Annotated in this window: 13 protein-coding genes; 4 read left to right on the forward strand and 9 right to left on the reverse strand. The window is 68.2% G+C overall.

What is annotated here, in order from left to right; translation table 11 throughout:
* Window positions 1-51: 51 nt before the first annotated feature.
* A complete protein-coding gene (gene epsF, locus DES41_RS03230) occupies window positions 52-1470 on the reverse strand; it encodes a chain length determinant protein EpsF (protein ID WP_114465833.1) in 1419 nt (472 codons plus the stop codon).
* Window positions 1471-1635: 165 nt separating this feature from the next.
* On the opposite strand from epsF, the gene DES41_RS03235 reads away from it, so the two are divergent.
* Window positions 1636-1965, forward strand: coding sequence for a hypothetical protein (locus tag DES41_RS03235; protein WP_147282791.1), 330 nt, complete (start codon window positions 1636-1638; stop codon window positions 1963-1965).
* Window positions 1966-2009: 44 nt separating this feature from the next.
* Here the strand turns inward: DES41_RS03235 and folK are convergent, their stop codons facing one another.
* Genes folK through hda form a run of 4 tightly spaced genes read right to left on the reverse strand, consistent with a single transcriptional unit; the run spans window position 2010 to window position 5391 of the window.
* On the reverse strand, window positions 2010-2492 hold the full coding sequence (folK, locus tag DES41_RS03240) for a 2-amino-4-hydroxy-6-hydroxymethyldihydropteridine diphosphokinase (RefSeq protein WP_114465835.1): 483 nt from the start codon (window positions 2490-2492) through the stop codon (window positions 2010-2012).
* 3 nt (window positions 2493-2495) lie between these two features.
* The gene (gene pcnB / locus DES41_RS03245) at window positions 2496-4034 is read right to left on the reverse strand and encodes a polynucleotide adenylyltransferase PcnB (protein WP_114465836.1); all 1539 of its coding nucleotides are present in this window, start codon (window positions 4032-4034) and stop codon (window positions 2496-2498) included.
* The gene (locus DES41_RS03250; RefSeq protein WP_245965548.1) at window positions 4031-4720 is read right to left on the reverse strand and encodes an HAD family hydrolase; all 690 of its coding nucleotides are present in this window, start codon (window positions 4718-4720) and stop codon (window positions 4031-4033) included. The genes pcnB and DES41_RS03250 overlap by 4 nt, the downstream gene beginning before the upstream one ends.
* Complete coding sequence (gene hda, locus DES41_RS03255; protein WP_114465837.1) at window positions 4717-5391, reverse strand: DnaA regulatory inactivator Hda; 675 nt, start codon at window positions 5389-5391, stop codon at window positions 4717-4719. The genes DES41_RS03250 and hda overlap by 4 nt, the downstream gene beginning before the upstream one ends.
* A gap of 107 nt (window positions 5392-5498) precedes the next feature.
* On the opposite strand from hda, the gene purM reads away from it, so the two are divergent.
* Entirely contained in the window at window positions 5499-6551 is a 1053-nt protein-coding gene (gene purM / locus DES41_RS03260) for a phosphoribosylformylglycinamidine cyclo-ligase (protein WP_114465838.1), read from the forward strand.
* Window position 6552: 1 nt separating this feature from the next.
* On the opposite strand, the gene DES41_RS03265 is transcribed toward purM, so the two are convergent.
* On the reverse strand, window positions 6553-7449 hold the full coding sequence (locus tag DES41_RS03265) for a LysR family transcriptional regulator (protein ID WP_114465839.1): 897 nt from the start codon (window positions 7447-7449) through the stop codon (window positions 6553-6555).
* A gap of 105 nt (window positions 7450-7554) precedes the next feature.
* Here DES41_RS03265 and DES41_RS03270 point away from each other — a divergent pair, with 105 nt between their 5' ends.
* Complete coding sequence (locus DES41_RS03270; protein ID WP_114465840.1) at window positions 7555-8568, forward strand: aldo/keto reductase; 1014 nt, start codon at window positions 7555-7557, stop codon at window positions 8566-8568.
* On the opposite strand, the gene DES41_RS03275 is transcribed toward DES41_RS03270, so the two are convergent.
* Window positions 8569-9885 carry a hemolysin family protein gene (locus tag DES41_RS03275; protein WP_114465841.1) on the reverse strand — a complete coding sequence of 439 codons (1317 nt, stop codon included), beginning with the start codon at window positions 9883-9885 and terminating at the stop codon, window positions 8569-8571.
* The gene (locus DES41_RS03280; protein WP_114465842.1) at window positions 9885-10370 is read right to left on the reverse strand and encodes a hypothetical protein; all 486 of its coding nucleotides are present in this window, start codon (window positions 10368-10370) and stop codon (window positions 9885-9887) included. The genes DES41_RS03275 and DES41_RS03280 overlap by 1 nt, the downstream gene beginning before the upstream one ends.
* Before the next feature lie 76 nt (window positions 10371-10446).
* Here DES41_RS03280 and DES41_RS03285 point away from each other — a divergent pair, with 76 nt between their 5' ends.
* On the forward strand, window positions 10447-11289 hold the full coding sequence (locus DES41_RS03285; protein WP_114465843.1) for a symmetrical bis(5'-nucleosyl)-tetraphosphatase: 843 nt from the start codon (window positions 10447-10449) through the stop codon (window positions 11287-11289).
* A 6-nt stretch (window positions 11290-11295) separates the two neighbouring features.
* Here the strand turns inward: DES41_RS03285 and DES41_RS03290 are convergent, their stop codons facing one another.
* Window positions 11296-12858 (reverse strand): DEAD/DEAH box helicase, encoded by a 1563-nt coding sequence (locus tag DES41_RS03290; protein WP_114465844.1) that lies wholly within the window; start codon window positions 12856-12858, stop codon window positions 11296-11298.
* Window positions 12859-12890: the final 32 nt, after the last annotated feature.

Genomic DNA, 12890 nt, shown 5'->3' on the forward strand with positions numbered 1-12890 from the left:
AATGGAGCTTGGTGCGGCTTGGTTCTATGGTCATTTGCTACGCTTGTCGGCTCAGTTGGATTGGCGCTGGGTTGGTGTCCCACCAGCAATCTGCGCAGTCCAGCCCACACTGCGGACTGGACGCCTAGTCCGGTCGGGCATCGTTCCCAGCAATGGCAGATGCAATCCGCGCAGAACGTCCTGTTCTGTGCGGAGCCGGCGATCACGCATCTCGGTGCCCAGCGCTGCAGCCATTGCCAGAAGAGTGGCTGCAAGAACTGCAACAGCCATGTTCAATACCACTCGCGGCTCCGACGGGCTCGTCGGCTCGGTGGCCTCTTTCAGCACGCTGACGTTGGTCTGCGTGGACTGACTCTCTATGTTCGTCTGGCTCACCCGCGCCATGATGGTGTCATAGGCTCGCCGTGCATTCTCGACATCGCGCTGTAGAACTCCCGCTTCGTCGCGAAGCGCTCGCAGTTGCAGCAACCTGGCACGTTGCTCTTCCACGGCAGCACGCAACTGTTCCAGACGCGCCTGGTTCACATTGTTGGTTACGGTGATGCTACCGGTCACCCGGCGCGTTTCAGCGTCTATGGTGGCCCGGAGGTCGGCGATCTTGGCTTTGAGCTCAAGCATTTCCGGATGCCGCTCGCCCAGCCGCTCGCCGAGTTCTTTATTTCGCGCTTCCTGCCGTCCAAGCTCCGCAGTCAGATTGACGATAACCGGGTTGGACAACACCTCGGGCATGCGGTCGGCATTCGCAACCGCTTGACTCTGACGTCCACCGGTTTCATTGGCCACACCCTGCAGCGCGACCAGCTGCGAGGACAACTCGACAAGACGCAGGTTCTCAACATCGACGCGTTCGTCAGTTGCCACGAGACCGTGCTCGCGCTGATAGGCCGAGAGCTTTGCCTGGGCGCGCTCGAGATCCTCGCGCAGTTGCTTGCCATAAGTGTCGAAGAATCCGCTGTATTGCCGCGCCGGGTCAACGCGCAATTCCAGAGTCGTGTCGATATAGGCTTTCACCCAGGCATTTGCGATCTGTGCCGCCCGCAAAGAGTCCGACGAGGTGTAGGCCACAGTGATGACGTTCGAGTCGCGCGTGGCCAAGGCCTCCATGTCACGCAAAAGCGAGCCGGCAAGTGCGGCGCTGAAATCACCGCGGCCTTCGTTGGCCTCGAGCCAACGCTTGCGGCGCTCTTCGTCCTTGTCCCATCCCAAGGCCTGCGCAACACGCAAGGCCACACGGTCACTGCGCACAACCCCAAGTTGGGTGCCCATATAACTACTGTTGGCCATGCCTGGCAATATGACCCCTGCAATGGGATCGGGCGACTTGACATCAAGCACAACCGAAGCAGTCGCCGTGTACTTCGGCTCCTTCAGCAAGGTCACTGCAGCGACCAAAGCCACCACCGTCACCCATACCAATGCCGCCAACTTCCAGCGGGCACGCAACAGCACAAAAATTTCCGCAAGTCTCATCTGAGGGCTCTCCTGAAGACGGCGATTCTCGGCCCAGTCGGCCTTGGCACAGCCTTCGATAGTACTTTCAGGCCACTTAGTCCATTTGGACTATTGCTGCACTGCACAATAGTCTACATACTAACCCTGAGAATGCGATCCATCTTGCACACAAAGGACTCCACCATGCGGAATATTTTTTCCATCGCAGCATGCGCGCTTGCCCTCACATGTGCCGGAACGGCGCAGGCCGCAAACGAGTCGGGCACTGTGTCTTCCGTGACGAACCAGATCACTGGCCAGTTGCAGCAATTGGCCCAGTTCGCACAAGGAAATCCCACCACAGCACCGAAGACCCAGACGGCTTTCGACGCAGGGGGCACCGGCAGCCGCAGCCGTACTGCGGCCACCGCGCCGGCTCTGGAGGCTGAAGAGCAGACCGGCCAGGCGATGCTTCTGGCGGGCTTGCTGGTCATGGGTGTCATCATCAAACGCCGCTACGGCAAGCGCGACTGAGCTCTGTCCCGCTCATCGGCCGGCACGCACCGCCGGCCGGCCCCTCATCCGGCTGAGCCCTGCTGCTCACAGCGCGTGATCTGCTGACCGGAGACGGACTCCAGCGCCGAGGCTGGCACCAAGCCGGGCTCGATCTCGGCCAGGGGCTGTAGCACGAATGCGCGCTGCCACATGCGCGGGTGCGGGATCTTCAACCGCGGCAGATCCAGCGCACGGTCGGCGTACAGCAGCACATCGAGATCCAGCGTACGCGGTGCGTTGACGTACGGACGCTCGCGGCCCGCCTGCAACTCGAGCGCCTGCAAGCCATCCAGCAGATCCAGCGGCGACAAGTGCGTCGCCAGCTTTGCCACAGCATTCACGTAGTCCGGACCACCCGCTTCGACCGGTGCACTGCGGTACAGCGACGATGAGCACACGAGGCGCGTGCCTGGCAGGCGGTCCAGTGCTGCCAGAGCCCACAAGACGGCCGCCCGCGCATCGCCCAAGTTGCCGCCCAGGCCGACGAACGCACTGGCGGCCGCCACGGCTCAGACGCCGTCGTCGGGCGCAGGCGCTGCGCGTTCGCCGGCCGGCTTGCGCCGGCGCCGACGCTTCTTGGGGGCCACAGCGGTCCCATCTTCCTGGGGCGCTGCAACGACGTCCGATGCATCGGCCTCGCGGTTGGGGGCTTTCACCACACGCACGCGCGCACGCCCCGACTCCTCCCGCGCCTGGTCCAGCAGATCCTGCCGCCGCTCGTCGCTGGCCTGGCTGAACTCCTGCCACCACTCGGCCAGCGCCTCGTCGACCTCGCCGCAGTCGGCGCGAAGGCGCATGAAGTCGAACGCCGCGCGGAAACGCGGCTGCTCGATCAGGCTCCAGGGTGCGCTGCCCGTGCGCTTGTCGAAGCGCGGCTGCATGGTCCAGGTCTCGCGCATGTCACCGGCCAGCTTGCCGCGGCCGGAGACGTCGCCGATGCGCGCGCTGAACACATCCTCGATGGCGTCCTGCAGCGCCGGGAACGGCGGCTGGCGCTTGTGCTCGATACGGTTGTTCCAACCGTCGCGCACATCTGCCCACAGCACGCAGGCCAACAGGAAACTGGGTGCCACGGGCTTGCCTTCGCCGACCCGGCGGTCGGTATCTTGTAGCGCGGCGCGCACGAAGGGCTGGTCGGCACGCTCGACCACGAGGTCTAGCAGCGGGTAGATGCCGGTCGCCATGCCCAACTCCTTGAGCTTGTCGATCGTGGCGATGGAGTGCCCGGTCTGCAACAGCTTGAGCATCTCGTCGAACAAGCGGCTTTGCGGCACATCGGCCAGCAACTGCTGCGACTTGACCAGCGGCGCCGCGGTCTTGGGCTCGATCGTGAAGCCCAGCGCATGGAGCTTGGCCGCGAAGCGCACGGCGCGGATGATGCGCACCGGGTCTTCGCGGTAGCGCGTGGCGGGGTCGCCGATCATGCGGATGCTGCGGCTCTGCACGTCCTTCAGGCCATCGTGGTAGTCCACCACGATCTGGCGCTTGGGGTCGTAGTACATCGCGTTGATGCTGAAGTCGCGGCGTGCGGCATCTTCTTCCTGCGGGCCCCAGACGTTGTCGCGCAGCACGCGGCCGGTGGAGTCCACGGCATGCTGCATGCCGGCCAGTTCGCTCTTGCTGGTGCGCTCGTTGCCGGCCACCTGCTCGGCCGCGGCGTTGTCCAGGTAGGCGCGGAAGGTGGAGACCTCGATCACCTCGTGCTCGCGGCCGCGTCCGTAGACCACGTGCACGATGCGAAAGCGTCGCCCGATGATGAAGGCGCGGCGGAACAGGCTCTTGACCTGCTCTGGCGTGGCGTTGGTGGCCACGTCGAAATCCTTGGGTTTCAGGCCCACCAGCAGATCGCGCACGGCGCCGCCCACGATGTAGGCCTCGTAGCCGGCCTGTTGCAGCGTGCTGACGACATTGGCGGCGCGCTCGTCCACCAGGTTGGGGTCGATCCGGTGGACCTCGGCCGGGATTTCCTGGCGCTTGCCGAACTTTGGGCGGCCGCGGGCGGCGGGTGTGCTCTTGCCCAGCAGCTTGTCGATGAGTTTCTTGATCATGTGAGTTTTTCGAACAGGTCCAGGATGCGCCAGCCGCGCGTCTGCGCAATCGCCCGCAGGCGGTCGTCGGGATTGGTGGCCACCGGAACCTGGACCTTCTCCAGGAGCGGCAGATCGTTGATGGAGTCGGAGTAGAAGGTGCAATGCACGCGGTCCCAATCCAGGCCGCGCTCTGCCAGCCAGGCCTGCATGCGCGTGACCTTGCCCTCGCGCGCCGAGGGCACGCCGCGGATCGCGCCCGTGATCCAGTCGCCACTGCCGTCAGGCAAGGGCGCGCGTTCCAGCTGCACGGCGATCAGGTGCTCGATGCCCAGAGCATCGGCGATCGGCGCGGTCACGAACTCGTTGGTGGCCGTGACCAGCAGCAGCGTGTCGCCACGCGCACGGTGCTGCTCCACGAGTTCGCGCGCCGCCGGGAGCAGGGCCGGCAGCACCATCTCGCGCATGAAGTCGGCATGGGCGGCGGCGGCAGCCTGGGGGCCGCGCTCGCGCACGGCGTCGGTGGCAAAGCGCACGTAGTCGTGGATGTCCAGCGTGCCGGCCTTGTAGTGCGCGTAGAACGCGTCGTTGCGCAGGGCGAAGGCCTCGGGGTCGGTCCAGCCGATGCGGGTGGTGTGGACGCCCCAGGCGTGGTCGGAATCGATCTGCAACAGCGTGTGGTCCAGATCGAACAAAGCCAGGTTCAAGTGTGCTCCAGCATGGACTTGATCAGCGGAATGGTGATGGCGCGCTGCGTCTGCAGCGCGTAGCCGTCCAGGTGGTCCAGCAGCTGGACCAGGCTGGCCAGGTCGCGGCTGAAACGCCGCAGCATGAAATCCATCACCTCGTCGGACAGGAAGATGCCGCGCGCGTCGGCCTGCTGGCGCAGCACGGCACGGCGCTCGGCTTCGGACAGCAGCTGCAGCTGGAACACATGGCCCCAGCCTAGGCGCGAACGCAGGTCATCGCGCAGCGGCAGGTCGGCCGGCGGCAAGGTGCCGGCGCCCAGCACCCAGCGCTGCAGGCCCTGGGCATTGACGAACCAGTTGAAGGCCGCGTGCTGCTGCACCGCGCTGTAGTGCTGCACGTCGTCGAGCAGAACGGCGGCCCAGTCCTCGTCGAATTCGGGCGGCTCGGCCACGCTCGGGTCGAGCCAGCCGACCTTGCCACCCTGCTCGCGCAGCGCGGCGCGCACGGCTTCCAGCAGATGGGTCTTGCCACCGCCCTCGGGGCCCCACAGGTAGGTGGGCACCGGCGAGCGCGTGGGGCTGCCGGACCACAGCTGCAGATGCTGCAGCGCAGCCTCGTTCGGTCCGGCGAAGAAGTTCGCCAGCGTGGGGCCGGAAGCCAGACCGATGTCGAGGGCCAACTGTTGCATCAAGGGGATGGAGCGGGTAGCGGGGGGAGCCCCCGTAGAATTCGCGCGGATTTTAGTCTTCTCCGCGTACCCATTGCCCCCTGTGCCGTCGCAGGCACCCTGCCCCCATGAGCAACACCCCCGCCTCCCCCTCTCCGCTGTCCTACAAGGATGCCGGTGTCGACATCGACGCCGGTGACGCTCTGGTCGAGCGCATCAAGCCGCTGGCCAAGAAGACCATGCGCGAGGGCGCGTTGGCCGGCATCGGCGGCTTTGGTGCGCTGTTCGAGGTGCCCAAGCGCTACAAGGAGCCGGTGCTGGTGTCTGGCACCGACGGCGTGGGCACCAAGCTGCGCCTGGCCTTCGAATGGAACATGCACGACACCGTCGGCATCGACCTGGTGGCCATGAGCGTCAACGACGTGCTGGTCCAGGGCGCCGAGCCGCTGTTCTTCCTCGACTACTTCGCCTGCGGCAAGCTGGACGTGGACACTGCCGCAGCCGTGGTCGGCGGCATCGCCAAGGGCTGCGAACTCTCCGGCTGTGCGCTGATCGGCGGCGAGACCGCCGAGATGCCGGGCATGTATCCGCCGGGCGAATACGACCTGGCCGGCTTCGCCGTCGGTGCGGTGGAGAAGAGCAAGATCCTCACGGGCCGCGACGTGGTCGCCGGCGACGTCGTGCTGGGCCTGGCCTCGGCCGGCGTGCACTCCAACGGCTTCAGCCTGGTGCGCAAGTGCATCGAACGCGCCGAAGCCGCCGGCAGCGTTCCCGCCACCCTGGATGGCAAGCCCTTCAAGCAGGCCGTGATGGAGCCCACCCGCCTGTACGTCAAGAATGTGCTGGCCGCGCTGGCACAGCACCCGATCAAGGCGCTGGCCCACATCACCGGGGGCGGCCTGCTGGAGAACATCCCGCGCGTGCTGCCGGAGGGCCTGGCCGCCCACCTGCGGGCCGGCAGCTGGCCGCAGACCGAGCTGTTCGCCTGGCTGCAGGCCACGGCCGGCATCGACGACATCGAGATGAACCGCACCTTCAACAACGGCATCGGCATGGTGGTCGTGGTGGCCGCGGCCGAGGCAGAGGCCACGGCCGCGACACTGCGCGCGGCGGGCGAGACGGTCCACACCATCGGCGCCATCGCGGCACGCGGCGACGGCGCTGCGGTGGTTGTGGCCTGAACTAAGCCGCCTGCCGGGCCTGCACCCAGTCCATGAACGCCCGCAGCGCCGGGCTGACCTGGCGCCGGCCCGGGTAGTACAAGTGAAAGCCCGGCTCCGGCGGGCACCAGTCCGCCAGTGCCTCCACCAGCCGGCCGGCCGCCAATGCGGGCGCGGCCAGGGCCTCGTAGATGTAGGCCCAGCCCACGCCGCCCAGCGCGGCACCCAGCGCCAGGCGCTGGTCGTCCACGGTCAGCGGGCCGGACACATCCAGCGCCTTCGCCACCTCGCCTTTGCGAAACTGCCAGTGGTAGAGCGCTCCGCTCGGGAAGCGCTGGCGCACGCAGGGGCGCGCCAGCAGGTCTTCGGGCAGCAGTGGCAGGGCTTGCGCGCCGGCCACATCAGGCCGTGCCACCACGCAAAAGCGCTGCATCGGCCCCACAGGCACGGCCACCATGCCCTGCGGCAAGGCTTCGGGAAAGCGCACGCCCGCGTCGAAACCACCCGGCACGATGTCGGCCATGGCGTCCTGGCTGCTGACCTCCAGCTGGATGCCAGGATGGGCGCGCAGGAAATCGCCCAGCAGGGGCTCCAGCCACAGGCTGGCGGCGCTGCGCGGCAGGTTCAGCCGCAACGTGCCGCGCACCAGGGCCTGGAATTGGCCCACGTTGGCCAGGGCGCTGTCCAGACCCGCCAGTAGGGGCTGCAGTTCGGCGAGCAGCGCGCGCCCGGCTTCGGTCGGCGCCACGCTGCGCGTGGTGCGCTGCAACAGCGGCACACCCAGGGATTGCTCCAGCGTGCGCACGGCCTGGCTGAGCGCCGACGGCGAGACGTTCATGGCCTGCGCCGCACGGCGGTAGCTGGACCATTCGGCCACGGCGGCCAGCGCACGCAGGTGCAGGAGTTCGGGTACGGCCATGGCCGATTGTGCAGCCTGGCCGCACAGTGCGTGAATGGTTCGGCCGATTGTGCGCTACAGCTTGGCGATGGATGATCCAGCCTCCAACACACAGGAAGCCTTGCCATGACCACCACACCCCAAGCCACCACCCGCTCGCTCGCAGGCCATTCCATCCACCCGCTCGGCCTGGGCTGCATGGGCATGAGCGAGTTCTACGGCCCGTCGGACGAAGCCGAATCTCTGGCCACGCTGCGGGCCGCGCGCGACCTGGGCGTGCAGCACTTCGACACCGCCGACACCTACGGCCTGGGCCACAACGAGGAGCTGCTCGGCCGCTTCCTGCGCGACCTGGCACCCGTCGAGCGGGCCGAGCTCGTGGTGGCCACCAAGTTCGGCATCGTGCGCGCCAAGGACACGTACGAACGCCGCATCGACAACTCGCCCACCTACATCCGCGCCGCCTGCGAAGCCTCGCTCAAGCGCCTGGGCGTGGAGCGCATCGGCCTGTACTACTGCCACCGGCGCGATCCGCAGGTGCCGCTGGCCGAGGTCGTGGGGGCCATGGCGGAGCTCGTGCGCGCCGGCAAGGTCGCCGCGTTGGGCTTCTCGGAAATCAGCGCAGACAGCTTGCGCCAGGCCCATGCCCAGCACCCGATCGCTGCCGTGCAGAGCGAATATTCGCTCTGGGAGCGGGGCGCCGAGGCTGCCGTGCTACCGGCCACGCGCGCACTGGGTGTGGCCTTCGTCGCCTACAGCCCCTTGGGCCGCGCCGTGCTGACCGACCGGCCACCCGAGGCCGAGACGCTGGCCCAGGACGACTTCCGGCGTGCGCTGCCGCGCCTGCAGGGCGAGGCCGGCGCGGCCAACCTGCACCTGCGCGAGCGCCTGGCCGCATGCGCGGCCGAGATCGGCCAGCCCGTCGCCGCGCTGGCCCTGGCATGGCTGCTGCAACGCCAGCCGCACGTGCTGCCGATCCCCGGCACGCGGCGCCAGGCCCATCTGCGCCAGAACCTGGCGGCCTGTGCGCTGCAGCTGCCCGAGGCGCTGCTGGCCGAACTCGATGCGCTGTTCGCACCCGGCACGGTGCAAGGTGCGCGTTATCCGGACGCCGGCTTCGCAGGCGTCGAGACGCGTTGATCAGCCGCCCGCGCTGCCCTCGTCTGCGCGCAGCGCCTCGGCCAGCACCTTGTCGATGCGCCGGCCATCCAGGTCCAGCACCTCGAACACCCAGCCGGCGCATTCGATGCGTTCGCCGGTGGCCGGCATGTGGCCCGAGACCGCCATGAGCAGGCCGGCCACGGTGTTGTAGCGGCCGCGGTCCTCCTCGGGCAATTCGTCGATGTCCAGGCGCGACTTGAGCTCGCCGATGGGCATCAGCCCGTCCAGCAGCCAGGAGCCGTCGCCGCGCGCCGTGGCCCAGGCCTCCGTTTGGGTTTCGGGCTGCAGCTCACCGGTGATGGCCTCGAGCAGGTCGCGCGGCGTCAGCACGCCCTGCACCACGCCGTATTCGTCGACCACGAAGACCATGCGCCCGGCGCGGGCGCGGAATTGCTCCAGGAGTTCCAGGCCCGACAGCGTCTCGGGCACGAAGGTGGCCGGCAGCACATGCGCGCCGATCAGCGCCTCGCGGTCCTGCCCGGCCAGCGCCAGCAGGCGCGCCACGCTGACGATGCCGACCACCTCCTCCAGCGATCCGCGGCACACCGGGTACCAGGAGTGTCCAGCGTACTCGGCCTCGCCCCCGGCCAGGCGCAGCGCATCCAGCACCGGCAGCGTGGCGTCGAGCCAGCCCACGTCGTCGCGCGGCACCATGATGGAGGTGAGGGGGCGCTCGTCCAGGCGGAACAGGTTGCGCACCATGCGGTGCTCGTGCGCCTCGATCACGCCAGCGTCAACGCCCTCCTCCAGGCTCGCGGCGATCTCCTCCTCGGTCACGGCCCGGGCGGCGGCGGTGTCCACGCGCAGCGCGGCCAACACGCCCTGGGTGCTCAGCGACAACAGGCGCACGAACGGCTTGGCCACGCGGGCCACCCAGGCCATGGGCCGCGCCACCGCGTTCGCCACCTTCTCCGGATACAGCTGGGCGATGCGCTTGGGCACGAGCTCGCCGAAAACGATGGTCACGAAGGTGATGGCGGTGACGACCAGCGCCGTGGCCGCGATGTCGGCCGCCCTGTCGCCCAGGCCCAGCGCCACGAGCCAGTCCGCCACGGCGCTGCTGAAGGCGGCCTCGCCCAGGATGCCGTTGAGCATGCCGATCAGCGTGATGCCGACCTGCACCGTCGAGAGCAACTGCGTCGGATTCGTCAGCAGCGTCAGCGCCGCCGCCGCGCCCTTGTCGCCGCCCTCCGCCATGGCCACCAGGCGCGCCTTGCGGCTGGTGGCCAGCGCCATCTCCGACATCGCGAACACGCCGTTGAGCGCGGTCAACAGCGCGATCAGCAGGAAGTCCATCAGGACAGGGGGGTCGGCCCGGGCATCGGCAGGCTGATGGCGTAGGCCTTGTCCAGCGCCATCCAGGTCACGAGCACGGCGCCCAGCACCATCACGCCGTACAGCATGCGGTGGATGTCCTCGCGCGGCCGCGCAATCGACCAGATCTCCTGGAAGGGACGGCCGAAGTGCGCGCGCACGCGGTCCAACCGGCGCCGCCCGACCACGATGGAGACCTGCATGCGCTTGATCGCCAGCAGCCCGTACAGGCAGATGGCCCAGGTGATCAGCACCAGTACCCAGTGGCGCACGCCCCCTTCGGCGATCGGATCGACCAGCTGGTGCACGCCGGCCAGCAGCAGCGCGTAGATCACCAGCGCATAGGCACCGGCCCACCACTGCTGGCGTGTGAAGAGCTCGATGTCGGCCACGCAGGCGCCGTAGGCCATCTGCAGCTCGGAGCGGTCGATGTCACTGAGCTCTCCGAAACCCGAAGTCGAATCCATGGCTGTCCTCCCTGATTGCTGTGCAATCTACAGCATTCGGCGGCGTGTAGAGTCGCGCGTCGTTGTTGGAGAACACATGGCGTCTTATCTGATCGGGGATGTGCAGGGCTGCGACGAGCCTTTGGGCCGGCTGCTGCAGGCCATCGATTTCTCACCCAGCCGCGACACCGTCTACGTGCTCGGCGACCTGGTCAACCGCGGCCCGGCATCGGCCGAGGTGCTGCGCCGGCTGATGGCGCTGGACGGCAGCGCGCGCTGCCTGCTCGGCAACCACGACATGCACCTCCTGGCCTGTGCGTGGGGCGTGCGCCGCCCGCACAAGCGCGACACGCTGGACGCCGTGCTGGACGCCCCGGATCGCGCCGCGCTGCTGGATTGGCTGCGTTGCCAGCCGCTGGCGATGCACGAGACCGTGGCCGGCCGCGAGCTGCTCATGGTGCATGCCGGCGTGCTGCCGCAATGGACGGCCGAGCGCACGGCCGCACTGGCTGCCGAGCTGCAGGACGTGCTGCGCGGCCCGCACATCGGCGACTTCCTGCACGAGATGTACGGCAACCAGCCCGACCGCTGGGACGACGCGCTGACTGGCAACGAGCGGCTGCGCGTGGTCATCAACGCGCTGACGCGGCTGCGCTTTTGCAGCGCCGACGGCCAGATGGAATTCGAGACCAAGGAGGGCGTGGGTGCGGCCCCTGCCGGCTTCGTGCCCTGGTTCGACGTGCCGGGCCGGCAAACGGCCGGTGTGGCGGTGGCCTTCGGCCACTGGTCCACGCTGGGCTGGCTGGACCGCGACGACCTCTACTGCCTGGACACGGGCTGCGTCTGGGGCGGGCCGCTCAGCGCCATGCGCGTGGGCACCATGGCAGCACAGCAGGCCCTGGTGCAGGTCGACTGCCCGCAGGCGCAGAAGCCGGGCTGAGCCCGATCAGCCGGCCGAGGTTTCTGGCTGCGGCGCAGGCGCACCTGCCGGCGCCGGAGCAGGCGCCTTGAACAGCGCCGCCAGCTTGCGCTTGGGCTTGATGTTGGCTGAGACGCCGCTGCGCACGGCATCCCGCTTGGTCTCCCACCCGGGGGCTCCTGCGGCCGGCGCACTGGCCTCGTAGGGCTGGTTGAAGAACGGATCCTGCGGCGCGGCGGAACGGCGCGGCGCGCGTTCACGCGGCTCGCGCGCTTCCCGGGGCTCGGGTCGGCCACGCGGGGCGTCCATCACGTCGCGCGGATCGTCGCCACCCCAGGCGCGGCGGCCTTCGTTGAAGCGGCCCTGCTCGCGGATGCGCGGCATGTCTTCTTCGTACTCGAACGCCTCGATCTCGATCTTGGTCTTGATCAGCTTCTCGATCTCGGCCACCAGGCGCGCATCGTTGCCGCCGCCAGCGAAGCTGACCGCCAGGCCCGATGCGCCGGCGCGGCCGGTGCGGCCGATGCGGTGCACATAGTCCTCGGCGTTGAACGGGACGTCGAAGTTGAACACCGCCGGCACATCCTTGATGTCCAGCCCGCGTGCGGCCACGTCCGTGCAGACCAGCAGGTCGACTTCGCCCTTCTTGAACGCGTCCAGCGCCTTCAGTCGCTCGTCCTGGCTTCGGTCGCCGTGCAGGGCGACGGTGCGCAGGCCCTCGCGCTCCAGCGCGCGGGCCAGCCGGGCGCAACCCAGCTTGCTGTTGACGAACACGAAGGCCTGGCGCAGCTGGCGCTTGCGCAGGATCTGGTGCAACGCACGGCGCTTGTTGTCGTCGTTGACGCTGTAGAAATGCTGCTCCACGGTCGAGGCCGTGGCATTCGAGCGCGCCACCTCGATGGTGGTCGGGTCCTGCAAGTAGCTGCCGGCCAGGCGCTTGATCTCGGGCGAGAACGTGGCCGAGAACAGCAGCGTGGTGCGCTGCTTGGGCAGGTAGGACAGGATGCGCTGCAGGTCGGGCAGGAAGCCGATGTCCAGCATGCGGTCGGCCTCGTCGAGCACCACGTACTCGACCTGGTTCAGCACCGCGTTCTTGGCCTCGATGTGGTCCAGCAAACGGCCCGGTGTGGCCACCAGGACCTCCACGCCCTTCTTGAGCTCGGCCGTCTGCGGCTTCATGTCGATGCCGCCGAACACCACCGTGCTGCGCAGCTGCGTGTACTTGGCGTACAGCTTGATCTGCTGCGCCACCTGGTCGGCCAGCTCGCGCGTGGGCAGCAACACCAGTGCGCGCACAGGGTGGCGCGCCGGCGAGGTGGAGGCGTTCTCGTGGCGCAGCATGCGCTGCAGCAGCGGCAGCGAAAAGGCCGCGGTCTTGCCGGTGCCGGTCTGGGCGGCGCCCATCACGTCGCGGCCCGTCAGCACCACCGGAATGGCCTGCGCCTGGATCGGCGTCATGCTGCTGTAGCCCATCTCGGCCACGGCGCGCGACAAGGGCTCAGCAAGGTTCAGCTGAGAGAAGGAAGCAGTGGTCGGTGCGGTTTCGGCGGGTGTGGAACCTGCCTCGGGAGCGGTTGCGGAGTCGGTCATCAATACCAGGGTTCAAGCGCTACCAAACAGAT

Source organism: Pseudorhodoferax soli (genome assembly GCF_003337555.1).
Classification (GTDB): domain Bacteria; phylum Pseudomonadota; class Gammaproteobacteria; order Burkholderiales; family Burkholderiaceae_C; genus Pseudorhodoferax; species Pseudorhodoferax soli.

Bases quoted from the DNA above. Each gene is read 5' to 3' on its own strand.
- DES41_RS03235 (WP_147282791.1), top strand. From the start codon at position 1,636: ATGCGGAATATTTTTTCCATCGCAGCATGCGCGCTTGCCCTCACATGT.
- DES41_RS03285 (WP_114465843.1), top strand. From the start codon at position 10,447: ATGGCGTCTTATCTGATCGGGGATGTGCAGGGCTGCGACGAGCCTTTG.
- DES41_RS03275 (WP_114465841.1), bottom strand. From the start codon at position 9,885: ATGGACTTCCTGCTGATCGCGCTGTTGACCGCGCTCAACGGCGTGTTC.
- hda (WP_114465837.1), bottom strand. From the start codon at position 5,391: ATGCAACAGTTGGCCCTCGACATCGGTCTGGCTTCCGGCCCCACGCTG.
- epsF (WP_114465833.1), bottom strand. From the start codon at position 1,470: ATGAGACTTGCGGAAATTTTTGTGCTGTTGCGTGCCCGCTGGAAGTTG.
- DES41_RS03265 (WP_114465839.1), bottom strand. From the start codon at position 7,449: ATGGCCGTACCCGAACTCCTGCACCTGCGTGCGCTGGCCGCCGTGGCC.
- DES41_RS03280 (WP_114465842.1), bottom strand. From the start codon at position 10,370: ATGGATTCGACTTCGGGTTTCGGAGAGCTCAGTGACATCGACCGCTCC.
- purM (WP_114465838.1), top strand. From the start codon at position 5,499: ATGAGCAACACCCCCGCCTCCCCCTCTCCGCTGTCCTACAAGGATGCC.
- pcnB (WP_114465836.1), bottom strand. From the start codon at position 4,034: ATGATCAAGAAACTCATCGACAAGCTGCTGGGCAAGAGCACACCCGCC.
- DES41_RS03290 (WP_114465844.1), bottom strand. From the start codon at position 12,858: ATGACCGACTCCGCAACCGCTCCCGAGGCAGGTTCCACACCCGCCGAA.
- DES41_RS03270 (WP_114465840.1), top strand. From the start codon at position 7,555: ATGACCACCACACCCCAAGCCACCACCCGCTCGCTCGCAGGCCATTCC.